At 38.9% G+C, this 14,856-nt stretch carries 15 protein-coding genes and 3 pseudogenes; 13 read left to right on the top strand and 5 right to left on the bottom strand.

All coding sequences use genetic code 11. The features are described 5' to 3' along the window. Positions 1–61: 61 nt before the first annotated feature. From PTUN_RS22635 to PTUN_RS09745, 5 genes and pseudogenes are all read left to right on the top strand, one after another. Positions 62–331, top strand: a pseudogene (locus PTUN_RS22635) (transposase); the annotation flags it as partial. Between the two features lie 438 nt (positions 332–769). Continuing rightward, a complete protein-coding gene (locus PTUN_RS21780; protein ID WP_009840095.1) occupies positions 770–1,171 on the top strand; it encodes a DUF4177 domain-containing protein in 402 nt (133 codons plus the stop codon). Positions 1,172–1,430: 259 nt separating this feature from the next. Then, positions 1,431–1,831 (top strand): annotated as a pseudogene (locus PTUN_RS22630) (transposase); the annotation flags it as partial. 114 nt (positions 1,832–1,945) lie between these two features. Further along, a pseudogene (locus PTUN_RS09750) lies at positions 1,946–2,385 on the top strand (transposase); the annotation flags it as partial. A 168-nt stretch (positions 2,386–2,553) separates the two neighbouring features. After that, the gene (locus tag PTUN_RS09745; protein WP_009840090.1) at positions 2,554–3,282 is read left to right on the top strand and encodes an exonuclease/endonuclease/phosphatase family protein; all 729 of its coding nucleotides are present in this window, start codon (positions 2,554–2,556) and stop codon (positions 3,280–3,282) included. Positions 3,283–3,909: 627 nt separating this feature from the next. On the opposite strand, the gene PTUN_RS09740 is transcribed toward PTUN_RS09745, so the two are convergent. Next, the gene (locus tag PTUN_RS09740; protein WP_040644157.1) at positions 3,910–4,770 is read right to left on the bottom strand and encodes a hypothetical protein; all 861 of its coding nucleotides are present in this window, start codon (positions 4,768–4,770) and stop codon (positions 3,910–3,912) included. A gap of 690 nt (positions 4,771–5,460) precedes the next feature. Between PTUN_RS09740 and PTUN_RS09735 the strand changes: the two genes are divergently transcribed. Then, positions 5,461–5,838, top strand: coding sequence for a TipAS antibiotic-recognition domain-containing protein (locus PTUN_RS09735; protein WP_009840087.1), 378 nt, complete (start codon positions 5,461–5,463; stop codon positions 5,836–5,838). Positions 5,839–6,069: 231 nt separating this feature from the next. Next, on the top strand, positions 6,070–6,234 hold the full coding sequence (locus PTUN_RS21770; RefSeq protein ID WP_009840086.1) for a hypothetical protein: 165 nt from the start codon (positions 6,070–6,072) through the stop codon (positions 6,232–6,234). A 181-nt stretch (positions 6,235–6,415) separates the two neighbouring features. On the opposite strand, the gene PTUN_RS21765 is transcribed toward PTUN_RS21770, so the two are convergent. Together PTUN_RS21765 and PTUN_RS09725 are read right to left on the bottom strand one after the other, a co-directional pair. Further along, a complete protein-coding gene (locus tag PTUN_RS21765) occupies positions 6,416–6,565 on the bottom strand; it encodes a hypothetical protein (RefSeq protein ID WP_009840085.1) in 150 nt (49 codons plus the stop codon). Positions 6,566–6,773: 208 nt separating this feature from the next. Beyond that, positions 6,774–8,840 carry a M13 family metallopeptidase gene (locus PTUN_RS09725; protein WP_009840084.1) on the bottom strand — a complete coding sequence of 689 codons (2,067 nt, stop codon included), beginning with the start codon at positions 8,838–8,840 and terminating at the stop codon, positions 6,774–6,776. Between the two features lie 350 nt (positions 8,841–9,190). Between PTUN_RS09725 and PTUN_RS09720 the strand changes: the two genes are divergently transcribed. Beyond that, on the top strand, positions 9,191–9,487 hold the full coding sequence (locus PTUN_RS09720; protein WP_009840083.1) for a DUF6482 family protein: 297 nt from the start codon (positions 9,191–9,193) through the stop codon (positions 9,485–9,487). Positions 9,488–9,589: 102 nt separating this feature from the next. Then, the gene (locus tag PTUN_RS09715) at positions 9,590–10,006 is read left to right on the top strand and encodes a VF530 family protein (RefSeq protein WP_009840082.1); all 417 of its coding nucleotides are present in this window, start codon (positions 9,590–9,592) and stop codon (positions 10,004–10,006) included. Positions 10,007–10,048: 42 nt separating this feature from the next. On the opposite strand, the gene PTUN_RS22430 is transcribed toward PTUN_RS09715, so the two are convergent. Beyond that, positions 10,049–10,174 (bottom strand): hypothetical protein, encoded by a 126-nt coding sequence (locus PTUN_RS22430; protein ID WP_009840081.1) that lies wholly within the window; start codon positions 10,172–10,174, stop codon positions 10,049–10,051. 96 nt (positions 10,175–10,270) lie between these two features. Between PTUN_RS22430 and PTUN_RS09710 the strand changes: the two genes are divergently transcribed. Both PTUN_RS09710 and PTUN_RS09705 read left to right on the top strand, forming a co-directional pair. Next, positions 10,271–11,110 carry a helix-turn-helix domain-containing protein gene (locus PTUN_RS09710; protein WP_009840080.1) on the top strand — a complete coding sequence of 280 codons (840 nt, stop codon included), beginning with the start codon at positions 10,271–10,273 and terminating at the stop codon, positions 11,108–11,110. Between the two features lie 283 nt (positions 11,111–11,393). Further along, positions 11,394–11,834, top strand: a complete 441-nt coding sequence (locus PTUN_RS09705) for a GNAT family N-acetyltransferase (protein WP_009840079.1) — start codon at positions 11,394–11,396, stop codon at positions 11,832–11,834. Positions 11,835–12,108: 274 nt separating this feature from the next. Here PTUN_RS09705 and PTUN_RS09700 read toward each other — a convergent pair whose 3' ends face one another. Continuing rightward, positions 12,109–13,521: an alpha/beta hydrolase family protein gene (locus tag PTUN_RS09700; protein WP_009840078.1), complete on the bottom strand. Its 1,413-nt coding sequence runs from the start codon at positions 13,519–13,521 to the stop codon at positions 12,109–12,111. A gap of 253 nt (positions 13,522–13,774) precedes the next feature. Between PTUN_RS09700 and PTUN_RS09695 the strand changes: the two genes are divergently transcribed. After that, a complete protein-coding gene (locus PTUN_RS09695) occupies positions 13,775–14,125 on the top strand; it encodes a PadR family transcriptional regulator (RefSeq protein WP_009840077.1) in 351 nt (116 codons plus the stop codon). Then, positions 14,122–14,730 (top strand): HAAS signaling domain-containing protein, encoded by a 609-nt coding sequence (locus PTUN_RS09690; protein ID WP_009840076.1) that lies wholly within the window; start codon positions 14,122–14,124, stop codon positions 14,728–14,730. The genes PTUN_RS09695 and PTUN_RS09690 overlap by 4 nt, the downstream gene beginning before the upstream one ends. Positions 14,731–14,856 lie beyond the last annotated feature (126 nt).

Raw genomic sequence — 14,856 nt, 5'->3', positions numbered from 1 at the left:
GCGAGCGCAGCTCGGCCGCTGTTGTAGGTTGGGCTTTAGCCCGAGGCTCTTGGGATGAATTGAATTTTTACGGCGCTACTTAGAGCATGTATTGCCCAAAGGGTTTATGCGCATTCGCCACTATGGATTTTTAGCTAATGCGTGTCGAAAACGAACACTCGCACTAATACGAGCACACAAGCCACAGACAAATAAACCGCTGAAACCAAAGAGAACAAAAGAAACACAGCTACCTCATTGGCCGTGCTAAAAATGTAAAACAGGCACACTGCGATTTATTGGCATCGTCACTGTTGATGAAGGGATGAATAAAGCAGATCGAACGAGCTAGCGGCCACGCTTGCTTGTTCAAATCAGAGGGTTAACCTGTTTAAGTGTTCAGGTAAGGTGACGCTGTGCCCAGGAAAAATAAGATTGCCTCAGCGCTAAAAATTAGGTGTAATGGGGACGTAAAAATGGCTGAGCTATGCAGGGAAGGCTAAGAAAACACCGTTAATCCGATAAAGTAAGCGTGATGTAGCCTACATCACGAAAAGCAAATTCCCATAGCATAAACAATACCCACTCAAACACCGAGCAGGTAGCGCCTCAGTTCAACAAGCGATTATGCAACACAAACAGCGTGTCGCATAAATACTAAATTGTTAGAACTCAAGAAACGTAGGTGCTGTCGTGTCACTGACGTATAGATGGCGAATGTTTGTCGCCAATATTTCTGACATTTTGTTAGAGAATAGGTTCTTCACTTAACTGAAGGAATCAGTTGTTAATGAAAATTAATGCAGCATTAGTTCTCGAAATACGGTTACGTCGAGCTTGGACTCAAGAGCAGCTTTCTCAATTCTCCGGGCTGAGCCACAGGACAATTCAGAGAGTCGAAAAAGAAGCAACAGGGTCGCTCGAAACAAAAAAGGCGCTTGCTGCAACATTCGAAATTGATATTACTGACCTTGATTACGAGGAAGTACCTGTTATGAAAAAATATGAATATAAAACGGTAGAAGTACCCTTTAAGATGAGCCTTTTTAAGTCTGGTACGCCTGACATCCAGAATTTATTAAATGCTGAAGGCGATTCAGGCTGGAGATTGAAGGAGATCGTGTTACCGGCTACAGGGTTCGGTGAGTCTACCTCCATGGTAGTTATTCTAGAACGAGAAAGAATCGAATGAGTTCTAACAAAGGCAAGCACAGCGACTTCTTTTCTGTTGCGGCTTCGCCTTCACCACAAAGCTGCGCGAGATGGCGGCGTTGAGGCAGTAGAATTACCTTTTTCGGGAATAAAAATTACGGTTTTCGAATAGGTTATTTTTTAATCTTGAACCTGCCGTTAACCTGTTATCTAATAGCTATTATTTACTCTCGGTAAACTGTTATGGCTCTTTCGTTGGGTAAGGAGTCAAGCCTGACTTATCCTGCCAAAATAAATTCATTCCTATCAATTTTTCTGAGCAAATATTGCCAGGCACCTTTGAGTATGCCCTTTGTTATATTGTTGAAAATAAACTCGATTTAACGGGGTTTGATGCATGGTACAACAACGATAAAACAGGAGCTGCGGCGTATCCGCCTTCAGTAATGCTAAAGATAATTTTACTTGGCTATGCACATGGTTTAATCAGTAGCTGAAGCATTGCTAAGGCGTGCGAAGACAATATTTTGTTCATGAGACTCTCTTGCAAGAAATAGCGGGTGACGTACAGCCACATTTCACCTCGATAGCTGCTTTCGTGGCTAAAATGCACCAGCAAATTGAACCGCTGTTTACCCAAATGCTGATGATTTGTGATGAAAAAGGGCTAATTGGCCGCAACATGTTGGCCATCGATGGCTGGCACTTTATTTTAACGAAAGAAGTCAAATGCAAGTAAAGACAAATTTATAGGGAATAAATATGAACAGCGAAACTGGCTGAAAGGCGAGTCCATGGATAGGACGAGTAGTGTGCAAAAATGACCACCTCAAAAGGGACCATTCAAGGTTACAACGGCATTGCGATTAATGACGACAAACACCAAATACGCTCATTGGGTAAAGAGGGTAAGCCCGATGTTACGCAATTAAAACAACTACTCGGCAAACTCAATACCGATAAATCCTCAAACGAACATACCATCAAATTCACCGCAGACAGTTGGTTTAACAGTGAAGCGAATCTAGAGTTCATGGCTCAAAGTGTCTTTGATACTTATATCGCAGATAACCAATTTAGAAAACGCAACCCATTGTTTAAAGAGAGTGAAAATTTCCCATAAATAAAAAGGAAACAGAGCAAGAAAAGCACCGACTAAAACGCAGTAAAGGCAAGCCAGGATTGTTTACCTCCGATGACTTTCATTATGATGAAACGACACAAACCTGCCGATGTCCCGCAGGCAATGAGATGTGACGAAGCGGCATCAATTTCAAAAGTCATCCAGAATCGAGGAAAAAAGCCACTTTGAGTAAAGATACAGTCTGAAATAAAGACTATTGCGGTCTTTAGGCCCATGTATATGCAATTAAAGAAAGCCTATAACAAATGAGATGAATATTTAACATAAAAGGAAAAAAAATGAGTATAGCAACCTGGAATACACAAGGATTTAACCCATTAACATATACGTTAAATCAGAATCAACAAAATTTCCCTCCGGCCACCCATAATTTAGTGCCAGATTATATTTGTTTTCAAGAGGTCGGCAATGCTAACTATGCGGGGGCTTTAGGGCCTGCGATTGTTTGTGCATGGAATCCTGCACCATCACTTGGTGTCTATCACCAGATTACTAATGCAAACATAAACGGTACTCTATACAACGGTTATCATATTCCTTGGCGAGCAAATGTACCAGGAAACCAACGATGTAGTTTGGCTATATTATGGAGAGCTGCCCTTGGAGGACATGCCGTTTTCCCCATCGGTGCTTGGCCCTCTGGTAATGCAGCGCGAAGGCCTATTGTATGGGTGACACCTGTAGCAGGACCGAGAATAGGGTGCATTCATGCACCTGCCGGCGGAAATATGGTATATGTAACAAATGCACTAAATGCGATTGCCGTTGGAGCACCAGCTGCTGGATGGGTATTGGCTGGTGACATAAATATAGAGCCAGGCGCTCTTGGTCCTTTACCTGTTGCTGTTAATCAGCAAAATACAGGTGATTGGACACATCATGGTACCGATGGTGATCCTAATACGAATTTAGACTATATATTTCATCATACAGTTGGTCCGTTCGCAAATGCTCAAAGTGCTGGTAATCTTGTCGAATCTGATCACCTGCAATGTCGCTTTTCATAAAAATAAAACCCAATTTGGTAAATGGAAAACTACTTACATAGACATGGATTATTGATAGTGATAAGTAGTATTAATTTTAGGTAGTAAAGCCCATAACAAAACCTAAAGCCCATTAAAAAGGGCTTTAGCCCTATTGTTACGAAATTATATGCAATGCACATAGCACATATGAGCGGATCTCTCGTCAATAGGCACTATTAATCTTTTTGGCCGCGTAATCGGCCAAAGCCAAATCAATCAACAAATTCATCAACTTCGTCTGTAGGTTAACTGTTAAATCGTCGAGCTGTTAATAATAAAAGTATGCAAACACATATAGAGGATCTCTTAGTACGATCTTATCGCTGCCTAACGCTTTTTACTCATTTGAAATATCAGGGCACTACGACTCAATGGATTTAGAAGGGTCGATGATGCTATAGTTTTATCGGGGACTAGTTGGGCTGCTTCATGTTTGAATTCAGCGCTAAATGTTTTTCTGGTTGTCGATCTCATGTTCACTTAAATTCATCCATGAGGTAATAATATCACCTCTATTTAGATGGCCAAAATAGCTATGCCTTTACAATTTATTATCCAGTATTCAGGCTATATAGGTGAGTAAAAATTTTAAAACTGAGAGTACGGTTATTGAGCTAAGGTATTTTGTGCGTCATTTAACAATTGTTCAGTTAAAGTAAGTGCTTGTTCAATTTCATCGTGTGTCATTCTTTGCTCTAATCTGTCTCTTTGCCATTTTACTTTGCCGTAAAGGTCATTACTCTTGGTTATTTGCATAAAAAAATCGCTATAAGCGAGCGATTTTACGTAGTTTTGGCCACCCGTTTTTGGGTCGAGATGTTGGTAGGCATTGCTGAGCTTTAAAATCGCCGTTTCATTTAAGTTAAGTGCAGCGGTTTCACTTAGGTAGTATTTTAGTTCTATAAATTGTTGTTTAATTCGTCGTTGTTCTTCACGTTTATAATTTTTTAGGTTTAACTGTTTTATGAGTTCGGACCCATCGATAAACCAAAGCCACGAAATAGCATCTTCTGAGCCTTTTTCGGCTGCGGATATGACAAAATCAAGGTAGAGAGCGTTTCTATCAGGATTACGTTTACACTTATTGTATTTATCCGTCACATTTACAATGCGATCGGGCAGTTCATTTATCTGATATGCGGTTTCTAACCATGCTGAAAATTCTTCATCTGTTTGTGGAATATTGCTGCAAACTCTAATCTGCTTGGCTTTATTTAGCAGCTCGCTAACTGTAGCTTGATGCTGTGGCTTGTCACTTATGACAGAAAGATTGCTGCCATTATTTAAAGTGAGTGCTTTTTGATTATCAGCTTGTTCAATTTTATGATCATTGGCTTGATTCGTTGATGTTGTAATAATAGCTTTTTGCGTAAAATTAGTTGAAGGCGTGGATAAATGATGGTTGATGAAAAAGGTAAATATTATAATAATTACCGTAGAAAATATAATAGCAATGGCTTTGCCCATTACGGTCATCCTTGATAATTTGACTCATTAAATATGGTTAAAAGATTAAATTTGGTCATGCAATAAATGAAAGAAAGAGCCAATTTAAGTAACTGGAATGCTTGATAAAATATGTACTCACATCTTCAATTAAAGATACTATCTAATTAATTATTCTTTAGCCAGAGATTTTTAATGGTTACTAAGTGATTAGATGTTTTAATAATATGTCAATTTCAAGTCTGTTGAGCTTTTCTTGTTTTAGCCCTGAAATATTGGCTGCGTGTCTTACTTTTCCTTTAAAAATTAATGTAGAGTAAGCTCATCATCTATCAGCATCTCACTTTAGAGATTCTTGTTTTTTATTTGCAGTTGAATGGCGTTTTTTAGCAATAAACTACTATCGAAAAGTTTGATTTTTACTTTGTAAATTTTCGTAATTAATTGAATTTATATTTTTATGAATTTTTAACCCTCGGTGGTGAAAATTATCTTTGCTGATAATGTAGACAAACTGCAAAGGAGTATGCACTAACCAGAGCAAACTTTTTAATCTTAAAAACGCTGGCAAAAATTTGCTGATACCACACTAGGACCGATATAAAACCACCGTATGAGATATCAATTTAAAACAAACTAAACGATTGAATCAAAATAGGAACTCACTTATCCTTTGCTAATTAATAAATCTAAAGGAATGGAACTTTTATAATGCATAAATTAAGTAAAGAGTATTTAGCTGAATGTGTGCAAGCTCTTGATATCGAGCAAACTGATAGCTTATCAAGTACAGATAATTGGGCGCACGTCAATAAAACGCTTGTCCATCAGGACTGGGATATTCTATATAAAAAATTAGCAGAGTACGTTGATGAGACAGCCGTTAATAATGAAAGTGTTCAAGCATTAATGAAAGAACACTTTGAAATAGCTTGTAGATTTTATATTCCATCTAAAAAAGCATATATAGGTATGGCTATTTTTTATAATCAAAATGAAGATATGAAAAAATTTCATAATTCATATCATCCTGCAATGGTCGAATATTTGGGTGATGCAATTGTATATTACGCAGATAATAATTTATAAAAATACATAATCAGAAACCACAGCGTCACAGGAAATATAAGCTTTTGGCGCTTTCTGAATAATTCAAGAACTCTAAAAAAATTTTCACTATCGATGTTGCGCAGTTCTTCGATTAACTCAGTGGCGATAATGTGGTTGTTTTTAATATAGAAATTATTATCATGCTTTGGATCTTTATAAAAAAATCCAAACTGCAATAACGAAATAATATGCTAGTTGATGCGGATTGGCATGAATGCTTGCACATCTTGTAATATTGCCCCTGCTGGTTTAAGGAATGCGGATGGCGGGGCTTTTTTTGCATTTATTCCAAAATCTAAATTATTAGACATTATAGAGCGCCAAATCAATAAAGACCCTGAGGCGATTAAGTACATTGCTGAAAAACAAAAATAATTCACAGGGTATGGCGGCGAGTGCGTGAGAAGTTGTGCTGGGCTGAAATGCTTTTTTAAAGTCGTAATTTTTTAAATTTCAATTATCTGGCTTTGTATTCCGACAACTCTCTTTTCAACATATTAAAATTACTTAATTTGTTGAAAGAGGGCCTAGCTCTATCGCTGAGCCCTAGTAGTTATTATGGACCGAATGGATCAATACAATCCGAATGTTCAGGGTCAGGAATGATTTCTGGCGCACAAACTTTACTACTTGGGGTCGCATCACCCACTGTAATTGGAGTGAAATTTAAAATTAAAACAGTCATTAAACTAACTATAAAACTCATACTATCTCCTTATTAAATTTTTTATAAAAATAAAATGGGTACGCCCATTTGTTTCTATATTAGGTTTTTGTTTTTTTTAGGCAAGCTCTTTTTTCATTTATTTTAACCCGACTTTATATCAAATAAAAAACAACCCGCTATTGCGGGTTGTTTTTATTGTCACTTTGACTGACCTTAATTACTCCGGTAGTGAAAGGATTCAAGCTGATTACCAAATGCGAACGCGTTGATCTTCTGGTAAGTATAACGCATCACCCGGTTGCACATTAAACGCTTTGTACCAGGCGTCGTGGTTACGAGGTGCTTGCGCTCTGTATTGACCCGGTGCGTGTGTACCGGCGCGCAGTTGATTAAGCATGCTTTGCTCAGTGCGTTTTTCTTTCCACACTTGTGCCCATGCTAAGAAGAAACGTTGATCGCCCGTCAGGCCATCAATAATTGGCGCTTCTTTGCCTTTTAAGCTGAGTTTGTAAGCATGGTAAGCCATGGCTAAACCACCCACGTCGCCGATGTTTTCACCTAGGCTGTTACGGCCATTAACGAAGTTGCCAGCAATTGGTTCATATTGACTGTATTGTGCGGCAAGTTGGTCTGCTTTAGCGTCGAATGCAGCACGGTCGGCATCTGTCCACCAGTTACGTTGCACGCCATCTGCATCTGATTTTGAACCTTGATCGTCAAAACCGTGGCCCATTTCATGGCCGATAACGGCACCTATTCCACCATAGTTAACCGCAGCATCTGCGTTTGGATCAAAAAACGGTGGTTGTAAAATGGCTGCAGGAAAAACGATTTCATTAAATGAGCTATTGTAATAGGCGTTAACACGTTGCGGTGTCATGCCCCAGCGATTACGGTCGGTTTTTTTCTGCTCTTTGGCGATGCTTTCGGCTTGGAAAAACTCGCGCATGTTTCTCACATTACCCATTAAATCGGTTTTGCTAATGCTTAAACCATCAAATGACTGCCATACATCGGGGTAACCAATTTTTGGTACAAAGGCGGCTAGTTTTGCACGCGCATTCACTTTCGTTTCTGCGCCCATCCAATCTAGGTTATCAATACGCTCACCTAAAGCGGTGCGCAGGTTTTCGACCAGTTCAGACATTTGTTGTTTTGATGACTCAGGGAAGTAACGCGCTACATACACTTTACCAATGGCAAAACCAAGCGACTCAGTATCCGACATTTGGCTAATAGCACGTTTCCAACGTGGACGCGGCTCTTGCTGGCCGCTCAGCTCTTTGCCATAAAATTCAAAGTTTGTATTAAAAACATCTTCAGACAATAACTCAGCGTTTCCACTTAGGGCATGGTAGGTTAAATAATCTTTCCAAACTGCGATGTCTTCTTGGTTGATTAGTGCAATCATAGCTTTGATTGGCTCAGGTTGTGACATGTTCAGTTGTGGTACTTGGTAGCCTGTTTGGGCAAAATACAAATCCCAGTTAAAATCTGGATAAGCGGTGTTTAGCTCAGTACGCGCAATTTGATTGAGGGTCAAGTCACGGTTACGGCGTTGTTCACGTGGCCAATGGCCTTGGGCTATTTTTGTTTCAAGGGCCAAAATAGCCTGCGCGCGTTCTGCGGTGTTGTCGATGCCGGCAAAGTTAAGCATCTTGGCTATATGTTCAACATACGCAGTACGGGTTTTCGCAAACCGTTCAGCGTCTTCTAGGTAGAACGAACGATCAGGTAAGCCTAAACCACCTGCACCTAACGACATCTCGTATTTATTTGGATCTAAGCGGTTAAACCACATGCCACCACCGATTGGAGATTTAACGCCGGTCAACCATGATTGGCCAAAGAGTTTGATGAGATCATCGGTTGATGCAACTGCACTAATTTGGGCTAAAAGAGGTTGGATTGGTGTCACACCCAGTTTATTAAGTGTGGCCGTGTCCATATAAGCATTGTAAAAATCGGCAATGAGTTTTTCTTCAGCATTTAAATTTTTGCGGGTAGCTATTTCTTCGATGATAGTTTTAACGCGTTCTTCGCTGCGATCGGCAAGGGCTGCAAAAGCACCAAATCGGGTTTTATCTGCAGGCATCACATAGTTATCATACCAAGTGCCGCTGGCATACATGAAAAAATCATCGCCTGGTTTAATGGCTTCGTTACGAGCGGTTAAATCAATACCAAAACTGCCCAGTTCAGCTTTTGCAGGGGCAGCAGCGGGGGCTTGTTGTTGGGTCTTTGTTGCTTGTGGCTCAGAGCAGCCAGTGATAAATACAGCGACAAGAGCGGCTGCGATTAGTTTTTTCTTCATTGAGTTTCCCTAAATGTTTATTCAAATTGTTATTTTTTGAGCTTAAATTACATTCCGTTTTGATTGTTATTGATAATGCTAGGCCAAACAAATTTTTTGAGGTGAATGGCTTAAACACTAAGGTGTGTTGAGCCTTGAGGATTATTTTGTTGAAGCCTAGGGCTTTAAATCTGGCCAATGAGAATATGGAAAATTGATTAATAGTGAATAACACCAAAGTGTTAGCCTTGTATTTATTACCTTGGTCGTTACCAGTAAGATAGTTATAAAGCCTTATAGGCTCTTGAGGTATTTGAGCGATCTTATCGCTCAATGCGATCGTACAAAAGTAGGTTACAAAGGAGCTTAATATGAAACTGAGTAAATTAGAGAAATACTTTGAAGTCGAAAAATTAGTTTTTCATTCACTTGAATGTGCTTTGTATAACGTCAGTGCCGTGGTTGAAGGGCAGGAATATATGATCACCGATGAAAAAAATCAGCGTTTAAAAAGTCATAATATTTTGCTGTTGCAGCGCCAGTGCGAACGGGTCAAAGCCAAAAAACACGTGGTGCGTCAATCGAGTGCCTATGATGAAATGGTAGGTGGGCCGATTAAAGTTAATAATGAAATGGAAGTATCGCTTGGCGATAACAAGTTATATTAGTTTAAGTAGCTAGGTTTTAGCCCATAGTCTCAGATTGTACTATCTACCCGATGTGATAAAACTTATAATTCGGTTTTAAAATACCAATCAAGATGAATAAATATGAGTACTAACGAGCCATATGGCAATAATCCACTACATGGCGTCAAGCTAGAGCAAGTTGTCGCTGAATTGGTTGAACAATATGGCTTTGAAATTTTACATGCGTATTTAGAATTGCAATGTTTAAAAAACAATCCAAGTATTGAGTCAACCGTTAAGTTTTTACGTAAAACAGTGTGGGCTAAAGAAAAAGTTGAAAACTTTTATCTGTATCGGTTAAAAAATCTTCCAAAGCCAGATGATGTGCAATATTTATTACCGCCAAGGGATCGTACTATTCCAGCAGAGCATAAACCGGGTTTACCTTGTGAATTAAGTTTTAGTGATGCAAAACGTATTAAAGAGAAAAAAGCGTTAAAAGACCAAGCGCGGATCCGCAAAAAACGTTCAACGTCAGATAACCCTTGGGGCATCTAATTAAGCTGAGTGACGCCATGCGTTACTTTTCGTTTTATTTGCTCAAAATTGATCGATTGCTATATCAGTCGTTGTTGGGTTTTTGGTATCAAAATAGTGAGCAGTGATAATCACTTTGTTAGTTTTGGCTTTGCTTGAATATAAATTGGCTAAGTGATCTGGGCTCATATTATTCTCTTCAATGAATTTTTAAACTCAGTCACAATAGCCTTGCTGCTTAGGGCATGAGCCGTTTTTAACCAAGCCTGAATTGTTGGATAACAAATGAAAAACTGGAAGCTTACCCCAACAGATCCCAAGGTCGCTAAATATATTGACTGTTACTGGTTTCTTGAGCGAGAAGTAGGAGATACGGGTAATCATCGACCAAAATTAAACCCCGATCCTGCTGCACACCTTATTATTGTTGATGCTGAGCTGCCATATCACTACGAGCACGAATTAAACATTCAAACCGGATTTGGTAGTCATTGGATATTTGCTCATCGAAATACATTTATTATGAACCATGCGCAGCCTTTTCGTATGCTAGGTATTAAATTTAAAGTTGGGGCACTTTATTCATTAGCACTGTCCGGTACTTTGCCAACGCTGGATAAAGTTGACTGTATTGCGCTTAATCAATGGGTTATTGGCCAATCATTTTTGACCCAAGATCTATTAACACAGGCACAAAGCCACCAAATTCATACCCGAGATTTACTCAATAAAACCTTGTCTCCTTGGTTATCTACAATTGAAGATGATCGCCACAGTGAACTAACTCGGGCCATTTTGCCTTTACTTAATAGCAGGGTAAATATTTCTGAAATAGGGGAGCGACTTCATCGCTCTCAACGTACTATAGAGCGTAGTTTTTTGAAAACAACTCAACTTACCTTAAAGCAGTGTAAGTCAATGATCCGCTTAGAGGAAATACTCAATTATCTCTATAAATTAGATGAAAAAGAGATCAATTGGCCCGATCTCGCTTGTAAGTTTCAATTTAGTGATCAACCTCATTTGATTCGATATTTAAAAAGCGCTATTGGCGCAACTCCCTCAGACTATGCCGCGATGAGAGATTTAACTATCGATGTTTATGGCGATTTTGAGTTAAGTTAACCCCATTACTCATTACTCAATACTCAATCTATCTCAAGCCGTTTTTTTAACCTTTAGCCTTAGCTTAACGTGCATTCGACCTGCTATAGAGGCCTCAACGCGCCTTGTTGTGCTTAAAAAGTAAGTCTTGATAAATAAAGTTAATATTTATTTATAATTCAGCTGGTTATGTTTTTTGCTTGCCAAGTTTTAGCTTAAATTAAAACGTTGTCGTTTTTCTTCAATCCATCCTAATGAAGTGTTTATAGAATGAATGCCTCTAAAATGAAGCAGGTAAACGATAATGAATTTAACAATAAGACACTATGAGACTGAAGATTTAATTGCTGTGCTCGATTCTTGGGAAGAGGCAACGCGGCTTGCACATACATTTATGACGGATGAATTTATCTATCAAGAACGACAGAATGTAGCTCAATTGTATTTGCCCAATACCGATACTTGGGTAGCGCAAATTGATGGTGTTGTTGTCGGTTTTATTGCGTTGATGGGTAACGAAGTGGGGGCAATATTTTTGAAGCCTGACTTTCATGGTCATGGTATTGGTGCGGCATTGATGAATAAAGCCCGCCAGTTGCATGGGGATTTAGTTGTTGAAGTGTTTAAAGAGAACACGCTTGGCCGTAATTTTTATGCAAAATATGGTTTTGAGTTTGTTGAAGAAACGTTTCATCAGCCCACTTCACAAACATTATTGCGTTTGCAATACCACACTGATTTGTAAAGTAGTAGGGCACGTCCATGTGCCACTACTGAGTTTTGTATTTTAAGTGAACCATATTGAGTCCCTTAACTTAAAACAGAGTATAGAACATTTTATTTAACTTCTGTTCTCGATAAGGGATTTGCCAATATTTAACAATTAAAAGTAAATATTTACGATGTTGATCACTAGCCAGAGACTGTTAAGGCCACAAGGAGCGTTAATAGTGAGCTAATTCAACCCTGTTAGTATTGACAATAGCTGCCCGAGATTGATTTATCATCCAGTATTGCGATTATTTGGCCTGTTGCTTTAACCATTGGCCGATAATGTCTAAGGCTTTGGGATTGATGGTTTCTTCAATGCTAGCATATTCATCATTTGCACCGCTTTGTGCATCTTGAAACATGTGATTAAGACCAGGCAAAATATATTGCTGATAGCTTATTTTGTTGTTTTTTAGTGTGTTTGCAAGTCCTGCAATGTTTTCTTGTGCTGGTACTTGGGAATCTTTATCACCATTAAGTAACAAAGCGGGTATAGCTAGTTTTGCCCAGTAATCGAGTGGGTTTTGCTGTAACCAAAGATAAAACGTATTACTGGCGGCTAAATTAACATTTAAGGTGCCTTGCTGTGCGACCCATTTGTTCACTATTTCAGCCCTCGAGCCGGTTAAATTATCGTACAAAGCTTGCAACTCAAGTTTACGTTTGTGTTCATCCGTTGTACTGAGTACCGTTCGATAAAACGGTTGACTGAACTTTAGCAATACGTCAGTTTCTGCTTTAGTTGCTCCTTTTGCCGCGGGCTCTGTTTGATCTTGTAATAAAAGAATGTCTAAGGTAGACATTCCAGGGCCTGCCATCGAAATCACGCCTTGCACTTTTTCAATTGTGGCAGCCATTGCTGCAATAAAACTACCTTCGCTATGTCCTATAAGGAAGATGCGATTGGCATCAACTTGGTCATGAGTTTTTAAAAATTGAATTGCCGCCTGTGTATCATTGGCAAAGTTGTGTACATCGCCTTCTTTAAATTGACCCGCAGATTGATAGACGCCACGCTTATCAGCGCGCAGTACAACAAACCCTTGTTTTGTTAAATAATCAGCCAATACTTTAAATGGTCTATGACCGTTGTGATATGAATCGCGTTGATTTGGACCCGAGCCCGCAATTAACATAACAGCAGGGTGGCGAAGGTTATCTTTAGGAGTGGTTAATGTGCCAGATAACCATGTTTGATCGTTCGAATTAACATAGCGTACTTCGTTTTCATTATACGTCGTAATAGCCGTGGGTGTTTGCGCGCGGTTGATTTGAGGAAGCATAGTTACTTTGCTTAAAGGTAAGGCCCAGTGGTTATCACCTTGGGTAAACTCTGCTGCAATTGTTTTACCATCAGCACTCAATTGACCGGTAATTTTGATAGGTGCTTCGCGCAATTGTACCGTTAGAATGTTGTTCTGTAGTGCAATATCTGAAGTCATATAGCGGCTCATTTGATCTAGGCTTGCGACATTTGCTCCCCATTCGTTGTTTGCGCGTTTAAATACTTCCACACCAACACGTAATGTTGGGCCATTTGGTATGCTCATGGTTCCTAACCATGCGCCTTGCGCATCTTTTATCTGTGTTTGGGCAAACGCAATAGAACTAAACATGAGCCATGAAATTGTTGTCAGTATGATACTGGTTCGATTAAGCATAGTAACTTCCTTACTAAGTAATAGGTGTGTACATTGTTATACTATGTACGTTACATGAACTTAAATTACATAGCAATGCTATGTTTTAAGTGCGGGTTGAATTCCCATATCAATCGAGCTATAAAGAATGACTTAAAAGGTTAACTAATTAGTTTTTATATGAATTTATTTTTTAATTGTCTCAAATATAGATGTGGGTATAATTCGATGTATGTAGTAGTGCTATGCCAATAAGTATAAGGGTACGTATTTCATGACAACTGAAAGCGATCAGGTGATCGAGCGATGGTTACCGCAATTTAGAAAAGGGCTTTTAGAATTCATCATTCTTTTAAAGTTACAACAAGGGCAAAGCTATGGTTATGAAATTGCGTCTGAAATAAAAAGGCTGACGATGATAGACGTTGCAGAAGGTACTTTATACCCATTGTTAAACCGACTTAAGCGCGACGGGTTAGTGATAACCGAATGGCAAACGGCCGAAGTGGGTACTCCTCGTAAATACTATCAAATTACTGAGTTAGGCTATGAAGTACTGACTAAAATGAAGTTTACTTGGAGCAATACCCATAATTCAATTTTACAAATGGTGATGCAATCATGAGCCAATTATTTCCTATCGAAAGCGAGATTACACAAAAGGTTTGGGACCATTTTGATACTGAGTTAAAGCATAAACTCAAACCTTTACCATTGGCAGAAAGAGAGGATATTCGTTTAGAAATATTGAGTCATTTGTATGAATCTGCGATGCACAACGAAGGTGAAACAGAAGCGGATAAAATGATCAATGCGATTACAAAATTGGGTTCCCCAGATGAATATTTAACGCCTTTAATCAGTGAAATTTTACATGCGCAAGAAGTATCAAAAGGGCATCCTCAGGCAATTTTAACTGCGTTGATCAACCACACTAAAAAGGGCGTATTGCATTTTGTTGCAACCCTTGCTTTTGGCTTTGGCTATTGTTTAAGTATTTTGATATTTATTATGGGCTTATTGCATATAGTTGATAATAATGTTGGCGTTTGGCTCGATAAAAATGGCGGCTTAATGTCGCTCTCATTTTCGTTTCAACCTGATGCGGTACAATGGTTGCCAAATTGGTTTTCGTTAATCGCAATCAGTGGCAGCATCGCTGTTTATTTCGTTTTAAACAAACTATTGTTTTGGTTACTGGCACGAACAAAAAAATCGCCAGCGTTATAAAAGACTCTTTTGTAATCTAGTTTTAAATGGATTGTTAGCAGGGTAGATAAGCCTAAGAATTGATATCAAGCTACATTTTTAAGTTTATATACATAAACGGTCAAGTATAAAAAACCCTAAAGCAAC

Origin of the sequence: Pseudoalteromonas tunicata (assembly GCF_002310815.1) — a bacterium.
GTDB classification, from domain to species: Bacteria; Pseudomonadota; Gammaproteobacteria; order Enterobacterales; family Alteromonadaceae; genus Pseudoalteromonas; species Pseudoalteromonas tunicata.
The sequence above is the reverse complement of the archived record's forward strand: the minus strand, read 5'-3'. Positions and strand labels throughout refer to the sequence as shown.

What these genes read in the sequence shown, in the direction of transcription:
- PTUN_RS21780 (WP_009840095.1), top strand. Translation starts at nt 770, where the DNA reads ATGAAAATTAATGCAGCATTAGTTCTCGAAATACGGTTACGTCGAGCT.
- PTUN_RS09745 (WP_009840090.1), top strand. Translation starts at nt 2,554, where the DNA reads ATGAGTATAGCAACCTGGAATACACAAGGATTTAACCCATTAACATAT.
- PTUN_RS09740 (WP_040644157.1), bottom strand. Translation starts at nt 4,770, where the DNA reads ATGGGCAAAGCCATTGCTATTATATTTTCTACGGTAATTATTATAATA.
- PTUN_RS09735 (WP_009840087.1), top strand. Translation starts at nt 5,461, where the DNA reads ATGCATAAATTAAGTAAAGAGTATTTAGCTGAATGTGTGCAAGCTCTT.
- PTUN_RS21770 (WP_009840086.1), top strand. Translation starts at nt 6,070, where the DNA reads ATGAATGCTTGCACATCTTGTAATATTGCCCCTGCTGGTTTAAGGAAT.
- PTUN_RS21765 (WP_009840085.1), bottom strand. Translation starts at nt 6,565, where the DNA reads ATGAGTTTTATAGTTAGTTTAATGACTGTTTTAATTTTAAATTTCACT.
- PTUN_RS09725 (WP_009840084.1), bottom strand. Translation starts at nt 8,840, where the DNA reads ATGAAGAAAAAACTAATCGCAGCCGCTCTTGTCGCTGTATTTATCACT.
- PTUN_RS09720 (WP_009840083.1), top strand. Translation starts at nt 9,191, where the DNA reads ATGAAACTGAGTAAATTAGAGAAATACTTTGAAGTCGAAAAATTAGTT.
- PTUN_RS09715 (WP_009840082.1), top strand. Translation starts at nt 9,590, where the DNA reads ATGAGTACTAACGAGCCATATGGCAATAATCCACTACATGGCGTCAAG.
- PTUN_RS22430 (WP_009840081.1), bottom strand. Translation starts at nt 10,174, where the DNA reads ATGAGCCCAGATCACTTAGCCAATTTATATTCAAGCAAAGCCAAAACT.
- PTUN_RS09710 (WP_009840080.1), top strand. Translation starts at nt 10,271, where the DNA reads ATGAAAAACTGGAAGCTTACCCCAACAGATCCCAAGGTCGCTAAATAT.
- PTUN_RS09705 (WP_009840079.1), top strand. Translation starts at nt 11,394, where the DNA reads ATGAATTTAACAATAAGACACTATGAGACTGAAGATTTAATTGCTGTG.
- PTUN_RS09700 (WP_009840078.1), bottom strand. Translation starts at nt 13,521, where the DNA reads ATGCTTAATCGAACCAGTATCATACTGACAACAATTTCATGGCTCATG.
- PTUN_RS09695 (WP_009840077.1), top strand. Translation starts at nt 13,775, where the DNA reads ATGACAACTGAAAGCGATCAGGTGATCGAGCGATGGTTACCGCAATTT.
- PTUN_RS09690 (WP_009840076.1), top strand. Translation starts at nt 14,122, where the DNA reads ATGAGCCAATTATTTCCTATCGAAAGCGAGATTACACAAAAGGTTTGG.